Origin of the sequence: Methylocella sp., assembly GCF_044226135.1 — a bacterium.
Taxonomy (GTDB): Bacteria; Pseudomonadota; Alphaproteobacteria; order Rhizobiales; family Beijerinckiaceae; genus Methylocapsa.
The window spans coordinates 40,453-64,571 of the sequence record NZ_JBGAHM010000006.1 but is presented as its reverse complement, the minus strand read 5'-3'; the positions used below and the strand labels follow the sequence as shown (position 1 = coordinate 64,571).

At 69.6% G+C, this 24,119-nt stretch carries 22 protein-coding genes; 20 read left to right on the top strand and 2 right to left on the bottom strand.

Annotation, left to right across the window (positions count from 1 at the left end):
* The first annotated feature begins 258 nt into the window (after positions 1-258).
* From ACILRB_RS04755 to ACILRB_RS04665, 19 genes are all read left to right on the top strand, one after another.
* Positions 259-1,140 carry a transglycosylase SLT domain-containing protein gene (locus ACILRB_RS04755; protein ID WP_395665154.1) on the top strand — a complete coding sequence of 294 codons (882 nt, stop codon included), beginning with the start codon at positions 259-261 and terminating at the stop codon, positions 1,138-1,140.
* Positions 1,141-1,221: 81 nt separating this feature from the next.
* Entirely contained in the window at positions 1,222-2,382 is a 1,161-nt protein-coding gene (locus ACILRB_RS04750) for an efflux RND transporter periplasmic adaptor subunit (protein WP_395665153.1), read from the top strand.
* A 214-nt stretch (positions 2,383-2,596) separates the two neighbouring features.
* Positions 2,597-5,791, top strand: coding sequence for an efflux RND transporter permease subunit (locus ACILRB_RS04745; RefSeq protein ID WP_395665152.1), 3,195 nt, complete (start codon positions 2,597-2,599; stop codon positions 5,789-5,791).
* Positions 5,781-7,058, top strand: a complete 1,278-nt coding sequence (locus tag ACILRB_RS04740) for a lytic murein transglycosylase (protein ID WP_395665151.1) — start codon at positions 5,781-5,783, stop codon at positions 7,056-7,058. Before ACILRB_RS04745 ends, ACILRB_RS04740 begins: the two co-directional genes overlap by 11 nt.
* 116 nt (positions 7,059-7,174) lie before the next feature.
* Positions 7,175-8,092: a CbbX protein gene (gene cbbX, locus ACILRB_RS04735; protein ID WP_395665150.1), complete on the top strand. Its 918-nt coding sequence runs from the start codon at positions 7,175-7,177 to the stop codon at positions 8,090-8,092.
* A 40-nt stretch (positions 8,093-8,132) separates the two neighbouring features.
* Positions 8,133-8,816, top strand: coding sequence for a ribulose-phosphate 3-epimerase (gene rpe, locus ACILRB_RS04730; RefSeq protein ID WP_395665149.1), 684 nt, complete (start codon positions 8,133-8,135; stop codon positions 8,814-8,816).
* A gap of 202 nt (positions 8,817-9,018) precedes the next feature.
* Positions 9,019-9,153, top strand: a complete 135-nt coding sequence (gene rpmH / locus ACILRB_RS04725; protein WP_395665148.1) for a 50S ribosomal protein L34 — start codon at positions 9,019-9,021, stop codon at positions 9,151-9,153.
* A gap of 55 nt (positions 9,154-9,208) precedes the next feature.
* A complete protein-coding gene (rnpA, locus tag ACILRB_RS04720) occupies positions 9,209-9,673 on the top strand; it encodes a ribonuclease P protein component (RefSeq protein ID WP_395665147.1) in 465 nt (154 codons plus the stop codon).
* Between the two features lie 142 nt (positions 9,674-9,815).
* A complete protein-coding gene (gene yidC, locus ACILRB_RS04715) occupies positions 9,816-11,621 on the top strand; it encodes a membrane protein insertase YidC (RefSeq protein WP_395665146.1) in 1,806 nt (601 codons plus the stop codon).
* Positions 11,618-12,310: a ribosome biogenesis GTP-binding protein YihA/YsxC gene (yihA, locus tag ACILRB_RS04710; RefSeq protein ID WP_395665145.1), complete on the top strand. Its 693-nt coding sequence runs from the start codon at positions 11,618-11,620 to the stop codon at positions 12,308-12,310. Before yidC ends, yihA begins: the two co-directional genes overlap by 4 nt.
* An 89-nt stretch (positions 12,311-12,399) precedes the next feature.
* Complete coding sequence (gene argB / locus ACILRB_RS04705) at positions 12,400-13,278, top strand: acetylglutamate kinase (RefSeq protein ID WP_395665144.1); 879 nt, start codon at positions 12,400-12,402, stop codon at positions 13,276-13,278.
* Positions 13,279-13,367: 89 nt separating this feature from the next.
* Positions 13,368-14,072, top strand: coding sequence for a pyrimidine 5'-nucleotidase (locus ACILRB_RS04700; protein ID WP_395665210.1), 705 nt, complete (start codon positions 13,368-13,370; stop codon positions 14,070-14,072).
* Positions 14,073-14,377: 305 nt separating this feature from the next.
* Positions 14,378-15,235: a 2,3,4,5-tetrahydropyridine-2,6-dicarboxylate N-succinyltransferase gene (gene dapD / locus ACILRB_RS04695; RefSeq protein ID WP_395665143.1), complete on the top strand. Its 858-nt coding sequence runs from the start codon at positions 14,378-14,380 to the stop codon at positions 15,233-15,235.
* Positions 15,235-15,726, top strand: a complete 492-nt coding sequence (locus tag ACILRB_RS04690) for a hypothetical protein (protein ID WP_395665142.1) — start codon at positions 15,235-15,237, stop codon at positions 15,724-15,726. The genes dapD and ACILRB_RS04690 overlap by 1 nt, the downstream gene beginning before the upstream one ends.
* 65 nt (positions 15,727-15,791) lie before the next feature.
* A complete protein-coding gene (locus ACILRB_RS04685; RefSeq protein ID WP_395665141.1) occupies positions 15,792-16,007 on the top strand; it encodes a hypothetical protein in 216 nt (71 codons plus the stop codon).
* A 114-nt stretch (positions 16,008-16,121) separates the two neighbouring features.
* On the top strand, positions 16,122-16,991 hold the full coding sequence (locus ACILRB_RS04680) for a chorismate mutase (RefSeq protein WP_395665140.1): 870 nt from the start codon (positions 16,122-16,124) through the stop codon (positions 16,989-16,991).
* A gap of 17 nt (positions 16,992-17,008) precedes the next feature.
* The gene (gene hisC, locus ACILRB_RS04675; protein ID WP_395665139.1) at positions 17,009-18,115 is read left to right on the top strand and encodes a histidinol-phosphate transaminase; all 1,107 of its coding nucleotides are present in this window, start codon (positions 17,009-17,011) and stop codon (positions 18,113-18,115) included.
* Entirely contained in the window at positions 18,108-19,088 is a 981-nt protein-coding gene (locus ACILRB_RS04670) for a prephenate/arogenate dehydrogenase family protein (RefSeq protein WP_395665138.1), read from the top strand. Before hisC ends, ACILRB_RS04670 begins: the two co-directional genes overlap by 8 nt.
* A gap of 137 nt (positions 19,089-19,225) precedes the next feature.
* The gene (locus ACILRB_RS04665) at positions 19,226-19,822 is read left to right on the top strand and encodes an invasion associated locus B family protein (RefSeq protein ID WP_395665137.1); all 597 of its coding nucleotides are present in this window, start codon (positions 19,226-19,228) and stop codon (positions 19,820-19,822) included.
* Between the two features lie 181 nt (positions 19,823-20,003).
* Here ACILRB_RS04665 and ACILRB_RS04660 read toward each other — a convergent pair whose 3' ends face one another.
* Entirely contained in the window at positions 20,004-20,699 is a 696-nt protein-coding gene (locus tag ACILRB_RS04660) for an orotate phosphoribosyltransferase (RefSeq protein WP_395665136.1), read from the bottom strand.
* Positions 20,700-21,021: 322 nt separating this feature from the next.
* Here ACILRB_RS04660 and ACILRB_RS04655 point away from each other — a divergent pair, with 322 nt between their 5' ends.
* Positions 21,022-21,846 (top strand): sterol desaturase family protein, encoded by an 825-nt coding sequence (locus tag ACILRB_RS04655; protein ID WP_395665135.1) that lies wholly within the window; start codon positions 21,022-21,024, stop codon positions 21,844-21,846.
* Between the two features lie 13 nt (positions 21,847-21,859).
* Here ACILRB_RS04655 and ACILRB_RS04650 read toward each other — a convergent pair whose 3' ends face one another.
* A complete protein-coding gene (locus tag ACILRB_RS04650; RefSeq protein WP_395665134.1) occupies positions 21,860-23,995 on the bottom strand; it encodes a histidine kinase dimerization/phosphoacceptor domain -containing protein in 2,136 nt (711 codons plus the stop codon).
* Positions 23,996-24,119 lie beyond the last annotated feature (124 nt).

Genomic DNA, 24,119 nt, shown 5'->3' with positions numbered 1-24,119 from the left:
CGCCCCCAGCTTCGGCGCCGGCGCAAGACCGGCCCACACGCGCCTGACGGCCGATTCGCGCGAATCGGCCGTTTTTTTTGCGCCGTCGGACGCCTTTTCGCCGCCTGACACTTTTTTGCGACGCGACATAATTTTCCGGCCTGTGGCGGGAAAGCAACGCGGCGGACAGGAAACGGCAAGGAAACGGTAACCATAGCCCGCGCGCCACGTTCCCGCCATGATCGAACAGCAGCGTCCCCGCCAGAAGGGGAGTCCCGCATGCGCCGAATTCGTCTTGGATCTTTCGCCGTCGCGCTGTCCTGCTGCGCGCTCGCCGGGGCCTCCGCCTTCGCGCAGGATTCGGACCGCGACGGCTCCGGCAAAAGCTCCTATGACGCCTTCATCGCCGCCCAGGCGAAAAAACACGGCCTTCCCGAGCGGCTCATCCACCGCGTCGTCAAGCGCGAGAGCGGCTACAATCCGCGCCTCGTCAGCCGGGCCTGCTACGGCCTCATGCAGATCAAGCACGCGACCGCGCGCTCCATGGGCTACAAGGGCGACGCGCGCGGCCTGCTCGACCCTTTCACCAACATGACCTACGCCATTCCCTATCTCGCCAACGCCTATCGCGTGGCGGGCGGAAACGAGGATCGGGCGGTGTCGCTCTACGCCTCGGGCTTCTATTATACGGCCAAGCGCGCCGGCAAGCTCGACGAGATGCGCACGGCCGAGTCGGCCCCGCTCGTCGACTCCCCCGCGCCGCAACCCGTCGCGACCGGGGCGCCCGGGCTGCTCGCCTTCCTCGCCGGCGGCGCGCCGCGCCCCGCGCCCGCCGCAGATTTTCCTTCGGCCGCAGCCCCCGCCGCGCAGGCGATCGAGACCGCCGCGCCCGGGACCGAGGCCGTTCCCGCCCAGACCGCCGCGCTCGCGCAGGCGACGGCCGAGCCCCCCGCCGAAACGCAGACGGCGCTCGCCGACGTTCCGCTGCCGCCGGAGCGGCCGGAGTCGCTCTCGACCCAGAGCGGGGCGCAGGCGAGCCTCCGGCGCAACGCCCAGGAAACACGGCGGACGGCGGCGAGGCAGCGCGCCGCCGCGGCGGCGATCGCCGCCCTGCCCGACGACATGAGCTGGAGCGCCGCCCAGGCGATGCAGTCGAACTGAGGCGAGACGCCAGAAGTCCATTGCAACGCGCTTAAAAACGTCTAAACGTTTTTCCCGACCGAAGCGAAACAGAGTCTGCGCGTGACGTTTTCCCTGAAAATCACGGGCGCGCTTTGGGGCGCGCTTTTCTGCGCCGGCGCGGCGCTCGCCCAGGCGCCGGGCGGTCCGCCGCCCAACGTCGGCGTCGCGCGCGTCGAGCTGCGGCCGATCACCCAGACCTCGAACTTCATCGGCCGCATCCAGTCGATCGGCCGCGTCGACATCGTCGCGCGCGTCACCGCCTTCCTCGACAAGGTGGAGTTCCGCGACGGCGCCGACGTCAAGAAGGGCGACGTCCTCTACCGGCTCGAGCGCGCGCCGTTCGAGGCCGACCTCGCCGCCAAGACGGCCGTGCAGCAGCAATATGAGGCGCAGCTCGAAAACGCCAATGTCCAGCTCGAGCGCGCGCGAAAGCTGCTGCAGACGCAATCGGGCGCGCAGGCGACCGTCGACACGGCGCTCGCGGCGCAGCGCAGCCTCGAGGCGCAGATCCTCGGCGCGAAGGCCAATGTCCAGCAGTCGCAGATCAATCTCGACTATACGGTGATCTCGGCGCCGATCGACGGCAAGATCGGCGCGACCGCCGTGACCCCCGGCAATGTCGTGACGCCCTCGACCACATCGCTCGTCAAGCTCGTCAGCCAGGACCCGATGTATGTCCTGTTCCCGGTCGCGGTGCGCACCATGATCAAGCTGCGCGAGCGCTATCTTCCGCTCGGCGGATTCGACGCCGTCGTCGTCCGGCTCGGCCTGCCGGACGGCAGCACCTACAAATATCCCGCCAAGCTCGACTTCGTCGACAACACCACGCAGGCTTCGACCGACACCGTGCTGGTGCGCGCGGTCGTGCCCAATCCGCCGGTCCAGAAGATCGGGACCACGGCCGTCCGCGAGCTGATCGACACGCAGTTCGTCAACGTCAGCCTTGAAGGCGTGAAGCCGATGGAGTTCCTCGCGGTGCCGCGCGCCGCCATTCTGGCCGACCAGCGCGGCGACTATGTCTATGTCCTCGACGCCGACAACAAGGCGCAGCGGCGCGACGTCAAGCTCGGCCAGTCGACCCCGACCGTCGCCGCCGTCGAGGACGGGCTCAAGGTCGGCGAACTGGTGATCGTCGAAGGCCTGCAGCGCGTGCGCCCGGGGGTCGTCGTGCAGGCGAGCCCGGCGACGCCGCCGCCGCCGACGCCGGAACCCGCGCCCTGAGCCCCTTCGCGGGGCCCCGCCCCGTGGCGCCGCGCGCGTCGGGGCTTTCGGGGGCGCCGGCCGGCGCCGGCTTCAGAGACGCGCGCGGCGGCGGCCGCGCCGCCCCGACGTCCAGCGCCCTCCCGACATCCAGCGCCCTCCTGACGTCCAGCGCCCTCCCGACCTCCAGCGCCCTCCCGCCGTCCCGCGCGCGAGCGGCGTTCAAGGCTTTCGCATGATCTCCTCGATTTTCGTCGACCGCCCGCGGCTCGCCATCGTCATCTCGATCGTGATCACGATCGCCGGCGCGCTGGCGCTGATGCAGATCCCGGTTTCGCAGTTTCCCGACATCGTGCCGCCGCAGGTGCAGGTCACGGCGACCTATCCGGGCGCCTCGGCCTCGGTCGTCGAAGCCTCGGTCGCCCAGCCGCTCGAAGCGCAGATGGTCGGCGTCGACCGCGCGATCTACATGAAATCCGCGAGCGGCGACGACGGCAGCTACAACCTCACCGTCAGCTTCGCGCTCGGCACCAATCCCGACATCGCCACCGTCAACGTCAACAACCGCGTGCAGACCGCCCTTGCGCTCCTGCCCGAAACCGTGACGCGGCAGGGCCTCACGGTGCAGAAACGCTCGTCGGCGGTGCTGCAGTTCATGATGTTCTACAGCGAGAACGGCGAGCAGGACCCGCTGTACATCACCAATTTCGCGACCATCAACGTCCTTGACGAGATCGCCCGCACGCCCGGCGTCGGCCAGGCGGCCCTGTTCGGCAAGCTCAAATATTCGATGCGCATCTGGTTCGACGTCGAGCGGCTGACGAGCCTCAGCCTCGCGCCGTCCGACGTCATCGCCGCCGTGCAGTCGCAGAACCGCCAGGCGGCGATCGGCCGCCTCGGCGCGCGGCCGATCGAGAACGACCAGCAGTTCCAGATCAACCTGCAGACTCAAGGCCGCCTCACGACCCCGGAGGAGTTCGGCGCCATCGTGCTGCGCGCCAATCCCGACGGCTCGCTCGTGCGCGTGCGCGACGTCGCCCGCGTCGAAATGGGCGCGCAGAACATGGACAGCGAGAGCCGCCTCAACGGCAAGCCGGCGGTGGCCATCGGCATCTATCTCTCGCCGGGCGCGAACGCCGTGGCCACCGCCGCCGCCGTGCAGAAGACGCTCGAAAAGGTCGCGCCGCGCTTCCCGACCGGGCTCAAGACCAAGATCGTCTATGATTCGACGACCTTCGTCTCCGACACCATCCACGAGGTGCTGAAGACGCTGATCGAGGCCTTCGTCCTCGTCGTGGTCGTGGTGTTCTTCTTCCTCGGCTCGCTGCGCGCCACCGTCATCCCGGCGATCGCCGTGCCGGTCAGCCTCATCGGCACCTTCGCCGTGCTGCTGGCGCTCGGCTATTCGGCCAACACGGTGTCGCTGCTCGCGCTGGTGCTCGCGATCGGCATCGTCGTCGACGACGCGATCGTGGTCGTCGAGAACGTCGAGCGCGTGATGGAGGAGGAGCCGGAGCTCTCGACCGCCGACGCGACCAAGAAGGCGATGGGCCAGATCACCGCGCCGATCATCGCCATCACGCTGGTGCTGCTCTCGGTGTTCGTGCCGATCGCCTTCATTCCCGGCGTCTCGGGCCAGCTGTTCCGCCAGTTCGCGGTGACGATCAGCGTCGCCATGCTGATCTCGGCGCTCAACGCGCTGACGCTGTCGCCCGCGCTCTGCGCCGTCGTGCTGCGCCACAGCTCGGGGCGCCGGCGCGGCGTTCTCGGCCGTGTCATGGGCGCGGTCATGAAAGCGATCGACCGCACCCGCGACGGCTACGCCCATGTCGTCTCGATCCTGGTGCGCCGCGCCGCCTTCTCGCTGCTCGCGCTCGTCGCCATTGGCGCCGCGGTCTATTTTCTCGCCGCGCGAACGCCCTCGGGATTTCTGCCGGACGAGGATCAGGGGGCCTTCTTCGTGGTGACCCAGCTGCCCGACGCCGCCTCCGTCGAGCGCACCAGCGCCGCGATGAAGGAGGTCGAGGCGCTGGCTCTCTCCATGCCCCAGGTCGACGCGACCTTCGCGGTCGTCGGCTACTCGTTCCTCGACGGCGTCAACCAGTCGAACGCCGGCTTCATCGTCGTCAAGCTGAAGCCCTTCGACGAACGCAAGGGGCCGCAAAATTCCGCCCAGGCGCTGATCGGGAAGCTGACGCGCGAGGCCGCGACGATCCGTCAGGCCTCGGTGATCGCCTTCAACCTGCCGCCGATCATCGGCCTTTCGACGACCGGCGGTTTCGAATTCGTGCTCGAAGCGCTCGAAGGCCAGGACACCTCGTCGATGGCGAGCGTGGCGCGCGCGCTCATCGGCTCGGCCAACGCCAACCCCGCGCTCACGCGCGTGTTCTCGACCTTCAGCGCCACCAATCCGTCGATCTTCCTCGACATCGACCGCGAGAAGGCGCAGGCGCTCGGCGTCGAGATCGCCGACATCTTCACCACGCTGCAGGCGACGCTCGGCGGAACCTATATCAACGACTTCAACCTGTTCGGCCGCACCTGGCAGGTCAATCTGCAGGCCGACGGAAAGGACAGGCGCGACTTTTCCTCGATCTGGCGCATCTATATCCGCAACAAGACCGGCACCATGGTGCCGATGGCCGCGCTCGCCTCGCTGCGCACCGTCGTCGGCCCGCAGGTGATCACCCGCTACAACAATTACCGCGCGGTGACGATCAACGGGTCGCCCGCGCCCGGAACCTCGTCGGGCGGCGCGCTCGGCGCCATGGCCACGGTCGCGGCCAACACGCTGCCCGCCGGCTACAGCTATGAATGGACCGGCACCGCCTATCAGGAGACGCAGGCTTCGGGCCAGACCGGGGTCATTCTGGCGCTCGCCCTGCTGTTCGCCTTCCTGTTCCTCGTCGCGCTCTATGAAAGCTGGATCATTCCCGTGCCGGTGCTGCTCTCGGTCTCGGTGGCCGTGCTCGGCTCCTTCCTCGGCGTGCTCGTGGCGCGGCTCACGCTCGATCTTTACGCCCAGATCGGCCTTGTCGTGCTGATCGCGCTCGCCGCCAAGAACGGCATCCTGATCGTCGAATTCGCCAAGGACGAGCGCGAGAAGGGGCTTGGAATCCACGAAGCCGCGATCCTCGGCTCGCGGATGCGGTTCCGCGCCGTGATGATGACCTCGATCGCCTTCATCCTCGGCCTCGCGCCGCTGGTCGTGGCGACGGGCGCGGCGCAGGTCAGCCGGCGCTCGGTCGGCACGCCGGTGTTCTCAGGCATGATCGCGGCGAGCTTTGTCGGCATCTTCCTCGTGCCCATGCTCTATGTCGTGTTCCAGCAGATGCGCGAAAAGACAGGCGGACGCTCCGGCCGGCCCGGCGGCGCGTCCCACGCCCCGGCCCCGGAGACGGGCCCCGCCCGGAACCCCCATGACGCGTAAAATCCGTGACGAACGCGTCCGCGCGGCGCGGCGCGGCGTGCGCCTCGCCGTCGCCGGCGCGGGCCTTTTCGCCCTCGGCGCCTTCGCGGCCGGACCCGCCGCGGCGCAGGCGGCGCGTCAGGAACAGGCGCAGGGACAGGGCCAGAGCGCCCGCACGGCGCAGTTCCAGGCTTTTCTGCGCGCGCTCGAACCGCGCGCGCGGGCGGCCGGCGTCTCGAAGGCGACGTTCGAGGCCGCGCTCGACGGGCTGACGCCCGATCCCGCGGCGCCGTCGGCCTCGGCGAAGCAGCCGGAGTTCGACAAGCCGCTCAAGACCTATCTCGCCGAGGCCGCCGGCGCCGCCCGCGTCAGGCGCGGCCGCGCGGCGGCGGAGCGCTGGCGCGGCGAGCTCGCCCGCGTCGCCGGGCGCACGGGCGTGCCGCCGGCGATCATCCTCGCGGCCTGGGGGCTCGAAACCGATTTCGGCGCCGTGCGCGGCGGCAAGGACGTCGTCCGCACGCTGGCGACGCTGGCTTTCGAGCGCCCCGACCGCCCGCTGTTCGTCGACGAATGGATCGCCGCGCTGGCGATCCTCGAAAAGGAGCACGCCCCGCGCGAAAAACTCAAAGGGTCATGGGCCGGAGCCATGGGCGACCCGCAGTTCATTCCCTCGGCCTATCTCAAATACGCCGTAAGCTATGACGGACAGGGCTATCCCGACATCTGGGACAAGCCGCAGGACAGCCTGGCCTCGATCGGCAATTTCCTGCGCCAGTCCGGCTGGCGGCCGGGCCAGCCCTGGGGCCTTGAGGTCGTGCTGCCGCCGGGCTTCGAGACGCCGGCGCTGCGCCAGACGTTCGAGGCCTTCGCCGCGAAAGGCGTCACGGCCGCCGACGGGACGCCGATCCGCGCGCGCGGCGAGGCGACGCTGTTTTTACCCTCCGGAGCGCGCGGCCCGGCCTTCCTGCTGTCCGAAAACTACTGGATTCTCAAGGCCTACAACAATTCGGACTCCTATGCGCTGTCGCTCGGGCTGCTCGCCGACCGGATCGACGGCGCGGGCGCCCTTCGGGGCCGCTGGCCCGACGACGAAGTGTTTCTGAGCCGGCCGCAGAAGGCCGCGATCCAGACCGCGCTGCAGAAGCGGGGCTTCTACAAGGGCACGGTCGACGGGCGCTTCGGCCAGGCCTCGCGCGACGCGATCCACGCCTATCAGACGGCGAACGCCATCCGCCCGGCCGACGGCTTCGCGACGCCCGCGCTGCTGCGCCGGCTGACCGGAGACTGAGCGCCGGCCGCCGGTGGACGCGGCGGGGCGCGGTTGCTATGGAAGGCTGCGACGTCAGGACGCCGGCGGCAGGACGGCCGGCGGCAAGACCGGGGAAGCCCCGGCCCCGAGGCCCGATGACCTCAATCGACCCAACCACGCCGGCCCCGAACGCGAGACCCGAAACCGTCGACCTGCGCGCCGACCTGCGCGAGACCCATGCGCTCGACGTCATCGAGCAGCTCGACCGCGAGCTGGTCGGCCTCAGGCCGGTCAAGCAGAGGATCCGCGACATCTGCGCCCTGCTCGTCGTCGACCGGGCGCGGCGGCGCGTCGGCCTCGTCTCCGAGCCGCCGACGCTGCACATGTCGTTCACCGGCAATCCCGGGACCGGCAAGACCACGCTCGCCCTGCGCATGGCCGAGATCCTGCACAGGCTCGGCTATCTGCGCAAAGGCCATCTCGTCGCCGTGACGCGCGACGATCTCGTCGGCCAGTATATCGGCCACACCGCGCCCAAGACCAAGGAGATCCTCAAGAAGGCGATGGGCGGCGTGCTGTTCATCGACGAGGCCTATTATCTCCACCGGCAGGAGAATGAGCGCGATTACGGGCAGGAGGCGATCGAGATCCTGCTCCAGGTCATGGAGAACCGGCGCGAGGACATCGTGGTGATCCTCGCCGGCTACGCCGACCGCATGGAGCAGTTCTTCCGCTCGAACCCGGGCTTGCGCTCGCGCATCGCCCATCACATCGACTTCCCGGACTATTCCGACGCCGAGCTGATGGCGATCGCATGCGCCATGCTGGAGGCGCAGCACTATCGTTTCAGCCCCGCCGGAGCCAAAGCCTTCGCCGCCTATCTCGTGGAGCGGCGCAAGCGGCCGCATTTTTCCAACGCGCGTTCGGTGCGCAACGCGCTCGACCGCGCGCGGCTGCGCCACGCCGGCCGCCAGTTCGACCACGACGGCCCGGTGCGCGTCGAGGATCTGGCGGTGATCGACGCGCCCGACGTTCTGGCGAGCCGCGTGTTCGACCCGCAAAACCTCGCCTGAAGCCCGCCCCGAAGCGCGACACTCACGAAGCAAGACACCCATGGCCCCACTCGTCATCGCCCCCTCGATCCTCTCCGCCGATTTCGCGAGGCTCGGCGAGGAGACGCGCGCCATCGCCGACGCCGGCGCGGACTGGATCCACATCGACGTCATGGACGGGCATTTCGTGCCGAACATCACCATCGGCCCGGCGGTGGTCGCGGCGCTGCGCCCGCACACCGGCCTGCCGTTCGACGTGCATCTGATGATCGCCCCCTGCGACCCCTATCTCGCGGCCTTCGCCGAGGCCGGCGCCGACCTCATCGCCGTGCATGTCGAGGCCGGCCCGCATCTGCATCGCTCATTGCAGGCGATCCGCGCGCTGGGCAAGAAGGCGGGCGTGGTGCTGAACCCGGCGACGCCGGCGGCGAGCGTCGCCCATGTGCTCGACCTGCTCGACCTCGTGCTGGTGATGTCGGTCAATCCGGGCTTCGGCGGCCAGGCTTTCATCGAATCGCAGCTCTCGAAGATCGCCGAGCTGCGGGCCATGATCGGCGAGCGGGCGATCCGCATCGAGGTCGACGGCGGGCTCAACCCGGAGACGGCGCGGCGCGTCGTCGCGGCCGGCGCCGACACGCTGGTCGCGGGCTCCGCCGCCTTCAGGGGCGGCCCCGCCCATTACGCCGCCAACATCGCCGCGCTGAAGGCTGGAGCGCAATCGGGCCGGCGCGGCGCGGCGGCCTGATCCGCGGCGTTCGGGCCGGCGGATCAGGTCGCCGGCCGAAATTGACTTCTCCAAGGCCCCGCCCTTATAAGTCCGGTTCCCGCCGGGCGCCCCTGTCTCCCGCGCGCGTCCTGCGCGCGCGTTCTGGCCGGCGCATGAGTTTTGACGTCAAACACCGCCTCGGGCCGCAGACCGGCCGGCGGCCGAAAGAAGGAAATTTGCGGTGAAGCGGACTTATCAACCGAGCAAGCTCGTGCGCAAGCGCCGGCATGGATTCCGGTCCCGCATGGCGACGGTCGGCGGACGCCGCATCATCGCCGCGCGTCGCGCCCGCGGCCGCAAGAAGCTCTCCGCCTGAGGCCGGCGCGCGCCCCGCGCGGCGCCCCGGACAGGACAAGAAGGAAGGCGCGGCCGTGACCCTCATCCCGCCGGCGCGGGCGCCGGCGCGCCTCAAAAAGCGCGCCGATTTTCTGCGCGCGGCCAAGGGCGGACGGCGCCACGCCAAAGCCTTCACGCTGCAGGCCGCCGACCGCGCCGCTCTTGCCGGCGCGAATCCTGCCGGCGCGAAAAGCGAAATGGGCGCGGAGGAAGCAGGCGCGAAAGGCGAATCGGCTCCCGAGCCGCCGCGCTTCGGCTTCACCGTCACCAAGAAGACCGGCGGCGCGGTCGAGCGCAACCGCATCCGCCGCCGGCTCAAGGAGGCGCTGCGGCTCGCAGCCCCCCTTCCCGCGCGCGCCGGGCGCGATTATGTAGTCATCGCCCGCATCGAGGCCCTGACGCAGCCTTTCCTCGATCTTCAGGCCGATCTCATCCGCGCGGTCGCGGGCGTCGAAGGCTCGGCGAAGCCGCGCGCCACAAGGCCGCGCGGCGGAAAATAAGAAACGCAAGGCGCGGCCAGGCCGCGCCCTAAGGGCCCGAAAGCCCTCGCCAGGGCGAGGCTTTCGGGCGTTCCGTTCAACCGCAGTCTTCCGGCGCGAGAGCCCGCGGCTTTCCGGCGGAACGCTTGAGGGCGACCAAAGCATGTCGAGCGAAACGAGGAATCTCTATCTGGCGATCGGCCTGTCGATCCTCGTCATTTTCGGCTGGAGCTATTTCTTCGCGCCGTCGCAGCGCCATCCCGCTCCGCAGACGGCCGCGACCCAGACCGCGGCGCAGGACCAGCCGTCCGGAACGACGATCGACCCGCGGCTCGGCCGCGCGCCGCCGCCGCTCGACGCCGCGCCCAAAACCCGCGCGGAGGCGCTCGCCGCCTCGCCGCGCGTGAAGATCGACACCCCGGCGATCAAGGGCTCGCTCTCGCTCGTCGGCGCGCGCCTCGACGACGTGGCGCTCAAGGGCTATCGCGAGACGGTCGAGAAGGACAGCCCGAACATCGTGCTGCTGTCGCCGCCCGGCGCGCCGCACGCCTATTATGCGGAGGCGGGCTTCCTCGGGGCCGGCGGCGATTCGCCCGCGACGCCGCGCTTCGACACGCTCTGGACCGCCGACCATGAGACGCTGACGCCCGCCGCGCCGGTGACGCTGACCTATGACAACGGCCAGGGCCTCGTCTTCAGGCGCAAGATCTCGGTCGACGACCGCTTCATGTTCACGATCGACGACGCGGTCGAGAACAAGTCGGGCAAGCCCGTGGCGCTCGCGCCCTATTCGCTGGTGTCGCGCCTCGGCCAGCCCGCGACCCATGGCGTCTATGTGCTGCATGAGGGTTTCGTCGGGGTGATCGGCGATTCCGGCGTGCAGGAGTTCCATTACGACGCGATCGCCAAGGAGGAGAAGGCGCAGAAGAACTTCTCCGGCGCGGGCGGCTGGCTCGGCATCACCGACAAATACTGGGCGGCGGCGGTCATTCCCGACCAGCATGCCGAGATCGAGGCGCGCTTTTCGGCCAATCCGTCGCAGACGCGCGGCGTCAACGTCTATCGCGCCGATTTCGTCGGCCCGACGCAGACGATCGCGCCCGGCGCGACCCTCGAAACCCAGAGCCGGGTCTTCGCCGGCGCCAAGGAAGTGCAGACGCTCGACGCCTATGAGGCCAATCTCGGCATCAAGAAGTTCGACCTTCTGATCGACTGGGGCTGGTTCTACTTCATCACGCGGCCGATGTTCCGGCTGCTGCATTTCCTGCATTCGCTGACCGGCAATTTCGGCGTCGCCATCCTGCTCGCGACGGTGATCCTCAAGGCGGCGTTCTTCCCGCTCGCCAACAAGAGCTACCTGTCGATGGCCAAGATGAAGGCCGTCGCGCCCCAGCTCGCGGCGCTGCGCGACAAATATCCCGACGACAAGCTGAAGCAGCAGCAGGAGACGATGGCGCTCTACAAGCGCGAGAAGATCAATCCGGTCTCCGGCTGCCTGCCGATGCTGATCCAGATCCCGGTCTTCTTTGCGCTCTACAAGGTGCTCTACGTCACGATCGAGATGCGTCACGCGCCCTTCTTCGGCTGGGTGCGCGACCTTTCGGCGCCGGACCCGACCAATGTCTTCAACCTGTTCGGGCTGCTGCCGTTCGACCCGACGCATATTCCGCTGATCGGCGCCTTTCTGGCGATCGGCGTCTGGCCGCTGCTCATGGGCGTGTCGATGTTCGTCCAGATGAAGGCGAACCCCGAGCCGGCCGACCCGATGCAGAAGCAGATCTTCTCGTGGATGCCGGTGATCTTCACTTTCACCCTCGGCGGCTTCCCGGTCGGGCTCGTGATCTACTGGACATGGAACAACATTCTCTCGGTCACGCAGCAGACCTTGATCATGAAGCGCGCCGGCGTGAAGATCGAGCTGTTCGACAATATCCTCAACATGTTCAGGCCGAAGAAGGCGACGAGTTGATCGACGCGCACGCCAGCCCGCTTCCGGGCCCCTCCCCCGACGAGGGCGGCTTCCTCGAGGCCGGGCGCAGGCTTTTCGCCGAGCCCTGCGACTTCCTGTGGGCCGCGTCCTCGGTTCCGAGCCTGCCGCCGACGGCCGGGCCCGAGATCGCCTTCGCCGGACGCTCCAACGTCGGCAAGAGCTCGCTCCTCAACGCGCTCACGGGCCGCAAGAGCCTCGCGCGCACCTCGCATACGCCGGGGCGCACGCGCGAACTGAATTTCTTCGGCCTCGGCGGCGACGTCAAACAGGCGAAGCTCCGGCTCGTCGACATGCCGGGCTATGGCTACGCCGCCGCGCCCAAGGAGCAGATCGCGCAATGGACGCGGCTGACGCAGGATTTTCTGCGCGGCCGCGCCCCCCTCCTGCGCTGCTTCGTGCTGGTCGACGGGCGCCACGGGCTGAAGCCGCCCGACGAAGAGATGATGGACCTGCTCGACCGCTGCGCGCTCTCCTATCAGCTCGTCCTCACGAAACGCGACGAAGTGAAGGACGCGGAGGCCGAACGCCGCGTCGCCGAGACGCTGGAGCGGATCGCCCGGCGCCCCGCCGCCTTCCCGCAGATCGTCTTCACCTCCTCGCGCAGCGCCGAAGGCGTCGCCGAGCTGCGCGGCGCGATCGCCCGGCTGCTCGCCGAGCAGACGGTCTAGGCGCGCGCTTGGAGCCTTGAGGCGCGCGCTTGGACTTGTCACATCGGGCGGCTAGACAGACTCTTCAGGACATTCAGCAGGCGAGAACCATGACCGACGCGGCGAGCGAGGAACAGAAGGCGCAGGAGCAGGCCGCCATCCTGATGCAGGCGCTGCCGCACATGCTGCGCTACGACGACGCCACCGTGGTCGTGAAATATGGCGGCCACGCCATGGGCGACGAGAAAGTGGCGCGCGACTTCGCCCGCGACATGGTGCTGCTCGAACAGTCCGGCCTCAATCCGGTCGTGGTGCATGGCGGCGGGCCGCAGATCGGCGCCATGCTCAAGAAGCTCGGCATCAAGTCGGAGTTCTCGGACGGGCTGCGGGTCACCGACAAGCCGACGATGGAGATCGTCGAGATGGTGCTCGCCGGCGCCATCAACAAGCAGATCGTCGGCTTCATCAACGCCGAGGGCGGGCGCGCCGTCGGGCTTTGCGGCAAGGACGGCAACATGGTCATCGCCCGCAAGGCGGCCAAGACCAGCGAGGCGGTCGACCTCGGCTTCGTCGGCGAGCCGGACCGGGTCGACGCCACCGTGCTCGAACAGATCCTCGGCCGCGAGCTGATCCCGGTGCTGGCCCCGGTCGCGCTCGGGCCGAGCGGCGAGACCTATAACGTCAACGCCGACACGTTCGCCGGAGCGATCGCGGGCGCCCTCGGCGCCAAGCGCCTGCTGTTCCTGACCGACGTGCCAGGCGTGCTCGACGCCGACAGGAACCTCATCAAGGAGCTCAAGGTGAACGACATCCACGCGCTGATCGCGGAGGGCGTCATCACCGGCGGCATGATCCCCAAGGTCGAAACCTGCATCTACGCCATCGAGCAGGGCGTCGAAGGCGTCGTCATCCTCGACGGCAAGACCCCCCACGCCGTGCTCGTCGAGCTTCTCACCGACCATGGCGCGGGAACGCTGATCACGCGGTGACCGACAAGGACGACGTCCCGCGCTCCGATCTCGTCGAGGCGTTCGATCCCGACGGCGCGCCGGCCCGCCGCCGCGCCGCGCAGGACGCGCTGTTCTCGCACAAGGACGTCTGGGTCTTCGACCTCGACAACACGCTCTATCCGGCCGACGCCGACCTCTGGCCCAAGATCGACGCGCGCATCACGCTGTTCATGGCCCATCTGTTCGGGCTCGACGGCATGTCGTCGCGCGCGCTGCAGAAATATTACTACGAACGCTACGGCACCACGCTGCGCGGGCTGATGGAGCAGCATCGCGTCAGCGCCGAGGAGTTTCTGGCGTTCGCCCATGACGTCGACCGCTCCGGCCTCAAGCCGAACCATACGCTCGCGGCCTCGATCGCGGCGCTGCCGGGGCGCAAGCTGATCCTCACCAACGGCTCGCGCGACCATGCGCTGCGCACCGCCGAGGCGCTCGGCATCCATGACATGTTCGAGGACGTGTTCGACATCGTGGCGGCCGATTTCGTGCCAAAGCCCGAGGCCGCGACCTATGAGCGCTTCTTCGACCGGCACGGCGTCGATCCGAAGCGGGCCGTGATGTTCGAGGATCTCGCCCGCAATCTCGTCGTGCCGCATGAGCGCGGCATGACCACGGCGCTGGTCGTGCCGAAGCCCGGCCAGGCCGACCACCGCGAAGCCTTCGAGATGGTCACGGAAGCCGCGCCGCCGCATATCGACTTCGTGATCTCCGACCTCGAAGCCTTTCTCGACGAGGTCGCGCGCACGCTGCGCGGCGGCCCTGACGGGGCCTGACCCTTCGCCGCCCCGAGACGCCGGCGGCCGTCCTGAAGCCGGAGCGCGAAGCCGATCTTCGTCTTTTCTCCGGCGTTGACAAATCGCGCCTGCGCCCGCGCCCGGCCCGAGGCCCCGTCCACGGCCTGCGCCGCCCCCGGACGCGCGAGCAGGGCGAAGACCGGCGCGAGTCTGCACATGGGCCGGTTCTCTGGCGCGGCCGCGGCCCCGATCTCATAGCACGGCCCGCCGCCCGTGTTGATCACGCGGCCCTAACCCTGTAACGCCTGAGCGAACGACGCCGTCAAAAACAAGAAAGACCCGCCATGCCGCACACCGCGCTAGAAACGCTCATCGAAGCCGCCTTCGAGGACCGCGCCAACGTCACCCCCGCGACCCAGGGCGACGTGCGCAAGGCGGTCGAGGCGGCACTGCACCTGCTCGACGAAGGCAAGCTGCGCGTCGCCGAACGGGTCGAGGGCAAGGCCGGCCGGGAATCGTGGAAGGTCAACCAGTGGCTCAAGAAGGCCGTGCTGCTGTCCTTCCGTCTCAACGACATGGCCGAAATCTCGGGCGGGCCCGGCGCGACCAGCTGGTGGGACAAGGTCCCCTCCAAATTCGCCGGCTGGGGCGCGAAGGAGCACGCCGCCGCGGGCTTCCGCTCCGTGCCGAACTGCGTCGTGCGCCGCTCGGCCTATATCGCGCCGGGCGTGATCCTGATGCCCTCCTTCGTCAATCTCGGCGCCCATGTCGACACCGGGACCATGGTCGACACCTGGGTCACGGTCGGCTCCTGCGCCCAGATCGGCAAGAACGTGCATCTTTCGGGCGGCGTCGGCATCGGCGGCGTGCTCGAGCCGCTGCAGGCGGCGCCCACCATCATCGAGGACGACTGCTTCATCGGCGCGCGCTCGGAGATCGTCGAGGGCGTGATCGTCGGCAAGGGCTCGGTGGTCTCGATGGGCGTCTTCATCGGCGCCTCGACCAAGATCGTCGACCGCGCGACGGGCGAAATCCACATGGGCCATGTGCCGCCCTATTCGGTCGTCGTCTCGGGCGCCCTGCCCGGCAGGCCGCTGCCGAACGGCGAGCCCGGGCCCTCGCTCTACTGCGCCGTGATCGTCAAGACGGTCGACGCGCAGACGCGCTCCAAGACCGCCATCAACGAGCTTCTGCGCGACTGATGGCGAGGTCCTTTCAGGCCTTTCTGCGGGAGTGCGGCTTTCGCACCGGCGAGGGCGTCGTCGACGCCTGGACCTGGCGCAAGGGCGTCGGCTTTCTCACGGTCGTCTTCGTCGCGCTCACCGCGATCTGGCGCCTCGTCGAGCCCTACGCCCACCGCCAGATGACGCCGCAGACGCCGCTGTTCGACTGGCGCGTCTTCGCGGCCTACGCCTATCTCCTGTTCTACGCCGCGGCCGTGCTGTTCATCGGCATAAGCCTCTACAATCTCTCGGCGAAGCGGCTGCGCGCCAGACGCCTGCCGAGCGGCCTCGCCGGCCTCGTGCCGCTCGCCACGCTGTTTTGGGGCGCGGCCCGCTGGCTGCAGCCGCGCGTCGCCGACCAAATGTCCTCGTGGTGGGTCGTGGGGCTTGACGCCCTGCTCGTCGGCGCGATCGTGTGGACGGTTCTGGAGCTGGGATTCAGGGAGCCGCGCGGGCTCGTCCCGCGTTGAGCCGAAACGCCCGGGCCGGCGCCGCGCCGGTCCCGCCGCCCTCCTTTCGCGAAGGCTGGCGATGGGTGATAAAGGCGTCCGGCGACTTCGCGTTCGGCGCGCTCGGCCTCGCCCTGCTGCTCGCCGTCGTCTATCCGCTCCATGCGCAGGACTGGCATTGGGCGCGCGGCGCCGTCATCTGCACGCCGCGCCTGACGGCCTCGGCCGCGCCGGGCGACGTGCGCGCCGCTCCCGTCGTGGCGGTCGCGCTCGCGCTCGACCGCTTCAGCGCCCGAAAATAAACGCCCGAAACCGCACGCCCGACCCGGCCGGGGTCAAAGGCGCGCGCCGCCCGTTTGAACTTTCGGCGCGAAGTGCGCTAAGACGGGCGCGCCTTCATCCCAGAGCGCGCCGACATGACCCACGCCGACCGACAGGAGACGCTCGCCGAGCTTCGGCGCGAGATCGACGGCCTCGACTCGCAGATGCACCAGCTCCTGATCAAGCGTGGCGAGATCATCGACCGGCTGATCGAGGCCAAGGCGCGCCAGACCGGCGCGGTCGAGGGGGCCTCGGCTTTCCGGCCGGGGCGCGAGGCCGACATGATGCGCGCGCTCGTCTCGCGCCATTCGGGTCATCTGCCGCTCGACACGGTCGAGAGCATCTGGCGCATCATCATCTCGACCTTCACCTATGTGCAGTCGCCCTATGGCGTGCACGCCGACGTTTCGGCCGGCGACGCGCCGATGCGCGACGGCTGCCGCTTCCATTTCGGCTTCACCGTGCCCTATGAGCCGGAGCCCAACGCCGCCGCCGTGGTGGCGGCGGTCGCGGCCTCGGCCGGCGACCTTGGCGTGGCGCCGGTCGCGCCCAATCCGGCGTCGCCCGGCTGGCGCCGCCTTTTGCGCGCGCCGGGCGCGCCAAAAATCATCGCCCGGCTGCCTTTCGTCGAGCGTCCCGACCATCCGGCCGGCCTGCCGCTCTTTGTCATCGCCCGCCCGCTCGCCGACGCCGCCGCGCGCGAGATCGTCGTCTATGACCTCGACCTCGCCGGCGCGCCGGCGCCTGACGGCCGCGCGCTGGCGGCGCTCGGGGCGGAAGCCGCGCCCGCCCTGCCCGGCGAGGACGCGCTTCTCGTCTTTGCGCCGGGAACGCTCGCTCCGCAGGCGATCGCCGACGCCGCCGGCCTCCCCCTCTCCCTGCTGCATGAGATCGGCGGCCATGCGGCGCGCTGCGAGGCCGAGGAGGCCCGCCGCGACCCCGCGCCCTTCCTCGCGGCGCAATAGGTTCGGAGTCTGCTTCAATGACCAAATCCGAGGCCGCGGCGCGGCCCGTCCCCAATCCGTCGGTGTTCGCCATCGACCCTTATGTGCCGGGCAAGAGCGCGGCGCCGGGCGTCGAAAGAATCCACAAGCTGTCCTCGAACGAGACGCCGCTCGGGCCTTCGCCCCGGGCGCGCGAGGCGTTCCGCGCGGCGGGCGACGCGCTCGAAGCCTATCCCGACGGCGCGGCGACGGCGCTGCGCGACGCGATCGCCCAAAAGCACGGCCTTGCGCCCGAAACAATCGTCTGCGGCTCGGGCTCCGACGAGATCCTGCATCTTCTCGCCGCCGCCTATCTCGGCCCGGGCGACGAAGGGCTGTTCACCGAGCACGGCTTTCTCGTCTATAAAATCGCCATTCTCGCCGCCGGCGGAACGCCGGTCGTCGCGCCCGAGACAAACCTCACGGCCGACGTCGACGCGATTCTCGCCCGCGTCACGCCGCGCACCAAAATCGTGTTCCTGGCCAATCCCAACAATCCGACCGGCACCTATCTGCCGAAGGCCGAGGTGCTGCGCCTCGCCGACGCCCTGCCGCCGCAGACCCTGCTGGTGATCGACGCGGCCTACGCCGAATATGCGACGCAGGCCGATTACGACGACGGTCTGGCGCTGGCGCAGGCGCGCGAAAACGTCGTCATGACGCGCACTTTCTCCAAGATCTTCGGGCTCGCCGCGCTGCGGCTCGGCTGGTGCCATGCGCCCGCCGCCGTCTGCGACGCGCTGAACCGCATCCGGCCGCCCTTCAACGTCAATAGCGCGGCGCTCGCCGCCGGCGTCGCGGCGCTCGCCGACGAGGCCCATATCGAGACGGCGGTCGCCCACAATGCGCTCTGGCGCGACAGGCTCGCGCATGAACTTGCGGCGATGGGCCTCGCGCCGCCGCCGAGCGCCGGCAATTTCCTGCTCATTCCCTTCGCCGACGCTGCGGCCGCCGCCGCGGCCGACGCCTTTCTGACCAAGCGCGGGCTCATCCTGCGTGCGGTCGGCGCCTATGGGCTGCCGCATTGCCTGCGGCTTTCGGTCGGCTCCGGCGAGGCGAACGGGCTCGTCCTCGCCGCGCTGCGCGATTTTTTCGCAAATGGCTGAAGCCGCGCCGGACGGGCTTCCGCCCGCGGACGGGCTTGGCCCCGCGCTCGACGAGCCGATCTTCGGGCGGGCGGCGATCGTCGGCGTCGGGCTGATCGGCTCGTCGCTCGCCCGCGTGATCCGCCGCAAGCGGCTGGCGCGCGAGATCGCCCTTTTCGACGCCTCGCCCGAGGTCCGCGCCCGGGCGCGCGAGCTCGGGCTCGGCGACGTCGTCCCCGACAGCCTCGCCGAGGCGGTCGCGGGCGCGGGCTTCGTCATCCTGTGCACGCCGGTCGGGGCCATGGCCACGGTCGCGGCGAAAATGGCGCCGCATCTCGCGCCCGGCGCGATCGTCTCCGACGTGGGCTCGGTCAAGGCGTCGGTGACGACGGAGCTCGCCGCCGTGCTGCCGCCGCATGTCGCGCTGGCGCCGGCCCATCCTGTCGCCGGCACCGAGCAGTCGGGGCCAGACGCCGGCTTCGCCACGCTGTTTCGCAACCGCTGGACCATCCTGACTCCGCCGGACGGCGCCGACCCCGCGGCGGTCGACAGGACGCGCCGCTTCTGGGAGGGCGCCGGGGCGCGGGTCGAATTGATGACGCCCGAGCACCACGATCTGGTGCTCGCCATCACCAGCCATGTGCCGCATCTCATCGCCTACAACATCGTCGGCACGGCGTCAGACCTCGAAGACCAGGCGCGCGCGGAAGTCATCAAATTCTCGGCCGGCGGCTTTCGCGACTTCACCCGCATCGCCGCGTCCGATCCCGTGATGTGGCGCGACATCTTTCTCGCCAACAAGGACGCCGTGCTCGAAATGCTCGGCCGCTTCACCGAGGATCTGACGGCGCTGCAGCGCATGATCCGGCGCGGCGACGGCGAGGGGCTCGAGGCGCTGTTCACGCGCACGCGGGCGATCCGGCGCGGCATCATCGACCTTGGCCAGGAGACGGCCGCCCCGGATTTCGGCCGGCGCTCGGGCGAGGAGGCCTGAGCGCGCCGAAAGGCGCCTGCGACAGATTTGCGTGAGCGCGGCGGATTCCGTTTTGCGGCCGGGCGCGAAACATGGTCTAAGCCCGCGCGGGCGGCTTCGGCCGCCCGCAACGTCTCAAGAAAAGACCGGAAACGTCCATGCGCCTTTGGCAGACCCTGCCCGCTCTCCTCGCTCTCGCCGGGCCGGCCTCCGTCGCCCCCGCCTTCGCCCAGCCCTCCGCGCAGGAGGCTCCCGCCCCGGCCTCTCCCGCCAAGGACGCCCCGGGCCAGGAAGCGCCCGTCGCGGACGGCGCCCTGCCGGCCGCGCGCACCCCGCTCGGCGACTGGGTCGCGATCTGCAACGCCGCGCCCTCGCGCGCGGCGCAGGTCTGCGAAGCCGACATCTCGCTCACGCCGGACGAGGCGAAAGCGCCCGTCGCCCGGGTCGCCTTCTTCAGCGAGGGCGCCGGCAAGCCGGTCAAGCTCGTCGCCATCGTGCAGGCCAATCTGACGCTCGCGCCGGGCGTCGAGGTCACGGGCGACGGCGGCAAGGTGAAGGTCAAGCTGGCCTTCAAGTCCTGCCTCAACATGGCCTGCCTCGCCGACGCCGTGATCACGCCCGAAGACGTCGAGCTGTTCCGCGCCGCGCGCGAGTCGGGGCGGCTGATCATCGTCAATTCGGCCGGCGAGAAGCTCGAAGCCAAGATCTCGCCCAAGGGGCTGAAGGAAGCGCTCGACATCGTCGCCCCGCGCTGAGGGTGAAGCTTCGGCGCGCCCGGAGCGTCGGCTTCGGGCTGTCGCGCCCGTTGCGGGCGGCCGGATCGCCCCGATCCGGCCGGACCGCGTTCAGCGTTCATCGAGTCGTGAACGCGCTCCAACATCCTGTTTTTCCGCATTTTCTCAACGTAAAAGTCTGCAACTTTTACTGAAAATGCCCTTAGCCCGAGATCGCGCTCGCGCCGCCATGGGCCGCCGACCATTCGGCCGGCGCGACGAGAAAGCGCTCGACCTCGTCGAGCGTGTCGCGGGCGAAATAGCCCTCGGCCCGCGCGGTTTCGAGAATGTCGCGCCAGGTCACGAGATGATGCAGGCGCACGCCAAGGTCGGCGAAAATCTTGTCCGACTGCGCGAAGACGCCATAGAAGAAAAAGACGAAGACATGGTCGCAGCGCTGGCCGGCCTCGCGGACCGCCTCGCAGAAGCCGACCTTGCTGCGCCCGTCGGTGGCGAGATCCTCGACGAGCAGGGTGCGGGCGCCTTCCTGCACGACCCCCTCGATGCGCGCGTTGCGGCCAAACCCCTTCGGCTTCTTGCGCACATATTGCATCGGCAGCATCATCCGCTCGGACAGCCAGGCGGCGTAGGGGATGCCGGCGGTCTCGCCGCCCGCCACCACGTCGAGGCGCTCATAGCCGATCTCGCGCTCGATCGTCTCCACCGCGAAGTCGAGGATACGGCGGCGCAGGCGCGGAAAGGCGATGAGCTTGCGCATGTCGGTGTAGACCGGGCTCGCCCAGCCCGACGTGAAGATGAAGGGCTTTTCGGCGTTGAAGAGAACCGCCTCGATCTCGATCAGCATCTTCGCCGTCTCGCGCGCGATGAGCCGCTTTTCAGGGGAGTCTTCTCTCGTCATGCGCATCCGCCCTTGGTTCGCGCGGCGCCCTTCACGGCCGCCCGCGCCTTCCTAATTCATCGCCGGCGTTTGGCAAGCGGGCGCGCGCGGCTTTGGGCGGGACTCTGGAATTTTTCCAATAGGCCATGCGCGTCAAGGGGATGCGTTACATGATGACACAAAATGTGCGCGCTTCGCGCGCGCTTTATGCGGTAGATCAAACCGCCGCGCGACGTGAGGGCCGATGACGTCCTGAAGCCGCACCGCCCGCAAGGCCGGATTGCGGCGACGCCAGACAGCCAGGAAGGCCACATGAATTTTTCCTGCGGAAAGGACGCCTGACATGAGCGACGCATCGGGCGGCCTGATTCTCCCCCTCTCTGTCCTGACCTTCGCCGTGCAGATGGTCGTCTACCACGGCGTCGGCCTGTGGTTCGAATGGTGCGACCGCGCCGGGCGCCTGCCGGCCTACAAGATGCGCGCCGTCGAGCGCATGAGCTATTTCGAGCTGCTGCCGCGCGTGCTGTTCAACCAGGTCTTCATCCTGCTGCCGGCCATGGTTCTGGTCGAGGTTCTGGGCCTCGCCTTCGTCGGCGCGCCGCAGATCGGCGCCGTGCATTTCGTGCTGGCGATGATCGCCATGGGCGTCGGCCATGACGTCGTGCAATATGTCGCGCACCGCTTCGTGCTGCATCGCCCGGGCCTGATGCGCAGGCTCGGCCATGGGGTGCATCATTCGACCGGGGCGAGCCGCGCGGTCAGCGCCTGCTACATGGGCGCGCCCGACTTCTTCCTTGAAATCGTGTTGCCCTACCTTCTGCCGCTGACGCTCGTCGGCGCGGGCGCGGACGTGTCGTTCCATCTGCTCGTCGCCAGCCTCGGGGCGATCGGCGGCCTTTATGAGCATTCGGGCTATGATTTCTCGGCCCGTCTGCCGCGCGACAAGACCGGGCTCAGGGGCCGCTTCTACGCGCTGCTGCGCTCCTTCTCGACCAGCAAGGCGCACGCCGAGCACCACCGGCGCGGCAATGTGAGCTTCTCCGACGGCTTCGGCAGCCCCGGCATCTGCGACTCCATGTTCAAGACCCGCTGGGACCTCGTCGGCGACCGCGGCGAGCCGCGCGAGCGTCCGGCCGAGTCGCCGCGCAGGCGGAAGCAGGCCGCCTGAGCGGGGCGCGGCGTCAGACGCCGGCGCGCAGCGGCGCGGTCAGCTTCGCCCTGAGGCCCGGCCGGTTGTCCTCATAGGTCAACTGGCCGCCGAGCTGGCGCGTCAGCGCTTCGAGCATGCGCCCGCCAAACCCCTGGCGGGCGTCCTGCGCCCGCCCGCGCCCCTTGTCCGAGACGGTGAGCTCGATTTGCCCGCGCGTCTCCGCCAGAGCGACCGCGAGCGGGCCGGGCGCGCCGCCGTAAGCGTATTTGTTGGCGTTGATCAGAAGCTCGGTCAGGATCAGCCCGATCGAGGCCGCCTGATCGGTCGGCGCCGCCGCCGGGGCGAGATCGAGCGTCAGCCGCTCCTTCCAGCCCACGCCGAGCGCGGCCATGGCGTCGGCGACGAGATCCTCGATGTAGCGGGCAAGCTGCACCATCTCGATCTGGTCTCCGCGATAGAGCCGGCGATGCAGCAGGGCGACGGCGGCGATGCGCCGGTTCGCCTCCTCGACCGCCTCGCGCAGCCCGGGCTCGCGTGAAGACATCGCCTGAAGCGTCAGAAAGCTCGTCACGAGCTGCAGGCTGTTCTGGACGCGATGGTTCACCTCGCCGATCAGATATTGCTTCTGCTCGATCAGCAGGTCCTTGTCCTTGAGCGTTTCGGTCAGGCGACGGTTCAGGTCGCGTTCGCGCCTGGTCTGGCGCGCCTCGATCACCAGCGCGCCGAGCCGGCCCGCCGCCTCGACTTCGGCCGGGGTCCAGCCGCGCGCGCGCCCGCGCACCGTCTCGCTCCACAGCGCGAAGGAGGCGCGCGGCGTCAGCGCGCCGACCTCGCCCCCGGCCACGGGCTTGTGCGGATTTCCGGCCCAGTTCACCGTCTCGATCTTCTCGGCGCGCAGCCACAGGATCGCCCATGGCTCGTCGAACGACAGCACGCTCGCCACGACGCCGCAGGCGAGCCGCTGAAACGCCTTCGCCGGCGGATGAATCTGCGGCAGGCGGTCGGTCGCGAACACCGGCTTGCCGCGCAGGGCGATCCAGCGCGCCAGCGCCGCGATCTCGTCGCGTCCGGGCGCCGCGCCGCCGACGATGAGGTCATGGCCGTGCACGATCGCCACGCCGTCGGCCCTCAGCATGCACGCCGTCTCGTCGAGATGATTGGCGAGGGCCTGGTCGAGCGGCCCGTCGCGCGCCAGCACCTCGACGAGGCTCGACGAGAAGCTCGCGAGGCGCAGGCGCTCGCGATAGTCCTCCGCCTCGGCCTTCGCCCTGACATGCTGCGCGAAGGCGAAGGCGAGCGCGCGGCACAGGCCGCGCGCCTCTGAATCGAGCCGGCGCGCGCTCTCATGGTGGCAGGCGACGAGCCCCCAGAGCCGCCCGTCGATCACGATCGACACGGAGGCCGAGGCCGTGACCCCCATGTTGCGCAGATATTCGAGATGGATCGGCGAGACGCTGCGCAGGACGCAGTCGCTGAGGTCGACGCCCGCGCTTTCGGCTTCGGGCCGCAGCGGCTCGGGCGCGTAATCGACCTCGGGGATCGTGCGCACGAGGTTGCGCACATAGAGCGCGCGCGCCTGCCGCGGGATGTCGGAGGCCGGGAAATGCTGGTTCAGGAAGGAGGCGACGCCCGCGCGCCGCGCCTCGGCGACGACCTTGCCGGACTCGTCCTCAAGGAAGCGATAGATCATCACCCGGTCGAAGCCGGTCAGGCTGCGGAATTGGCGCGCCGCGAGATCGCACAGCTCCTGAACGCTTTCGGCGCGCTGCAGCTCGACGCTCGCGACCTCGAGCTCGCAAAGCGCCTCCGAGGCGCTTCGCGACGCCGCCTCGACGGGCTCGAGCTCGACGAAGACGAAATCGTCGGACGCATGGGCGCCGCCCTCGAACAGGGCGCCGCGCGTCGTCTCGACGCGCCCGAGGAACAGCGACGCCGGGCCCTGCGGCGCCCCGGCCGCGCGCCCCGCCGCCTCCGCCCCGATGAAGTCGGCGAGCGGCCGGCCGCGCCAGTCGTCGAGGCCGAACAGCGCCTGCGGATCGCCGGCGAGGAAGGCGAGGCGCAGGTCGGCGCGGCGCGCGGCCAGCAGCGCGCCATGCGGCTGGATCGCGCCCGGAACATGGATCGGCTCGCGGTCGCAGGCGGTCAGATCCGGCGTTTGCGCGGTCATGCGTGGCTCCAGATGCGGCGCGGACGCGCGCGCGGCGAAACGTGTCCGCCAAGGGTCGAAAACAGGCCCTTCAAACCGCGCGTTGCGGCGAAGGTTCCGCCCCCGGCGCGGCCGGGCGGTTGTG

Coding starts and splice junctions, on each gene's coding strand:
- ACILRB_RS04755 (WP_395665154.1), top strand. CDS start 259: ATGCGCCGAATTCGTCTTGGATCTTTCGCCGTCGCGCTGTCCTGCTGC.
- ACILRB_RS04745 (WP_395665152.1), top strand. CDS start 2,597: ATGATCTCCTCGATTTTCGTCGACCGCCCGCGGCTCGCCATCGTCATC.
- ACILRB_RS04740 (WP_395665151.1), top strand. CDS start 5,781: ATGACGCGTAAAATCCGTGACGAACGCGTCCGCGCGGCGCGGCGCGGC.
- cbbX (WP_395665150.1), top strand. CDS start 7,175: ATGACCTCAATCGACCCAACCACGCCGGCCCCGAACGCGAGACCCGAA.
- rpe (WP_395665149.1), top strand. CDS start 8,133: ATGGCCCCACTCGTCATCGCCCCCTCGATCCTCTCCGCCGATTTCGCG.
- yidC (WP_395665146.1), top strand. CDS start 9,816: ATGTCGAGCGAAACGAGGAATCTCTATCTGGCGATCGGCCTGTCGATC.
- argB (WP_395665144.1), top strand. CDS start 12,400: ATGACCGACGCGGCGAGCGAGGAACAGAAGGCGCAGGAGCAGGCCGCC.
- dapD (WP_395665143.1), top strand. CDS start 14,378: ATGCCGCACACCGCGCTAGAAACGCTCATCGAAGCCGCCTTCGAGGAC.
- ACILRB_RS04690 (WP_395665142.1), top strand. CDS start 15,235: ATGGCGAGGTCCTTTCAGGCCTTTCTGCGGGAGTGCGGCTTTCGCACC.
- ACILRB_RS04680 (WP_395665140.1), top strand. CDS start 16,122: ATGACCCACGCCGACCGACAGGAGACGCTCGCCGAGCTTCGGCGCGAG.
- hisC (WP_395665139.1), top strand. CDS start 17,009: ATGACCAAATCCGAGGCCGCGGCGCGGCCCGTCCCCAATCCGTCGGTG.
- ACILRB_RS04670 (WP_395665138.1), top strand. CDS start 18,108: ATGGCTGAAGCCGCGCCGGACGGGCTTCCGCCCGCGGACGGGCTTGGC.
- ACILRB_RS04665 (WP_395665137.1), top strand. CDS start 19,226: ATGCGCCTTTGGCAGACCCTGCCCGCTCTCCTCGCTCTCGCCGGGCCG.
- ACILRB_RS04660 (WP_395665136.1), bottom strand. CDS start 20,699: ATGACGAGAGAAGACTCCCCTGAAAAGCGGCTCATCGCGCGCGAGACG.
- ACILRB_RS04655 (WP_395665135.1), top strand. CDS start 21,022: ATGAGCGACGCATCGGGCGGCCTGATTCTCCCCCTCTCTGTCCTGACC.
- ACILRB_RS04650 (WP_395665134.1), bottom strand. CDS start 23,995: ATGACCGCGCAAACGCCGGATCTGACCGCCTGCGACCGCGAGCCGATC.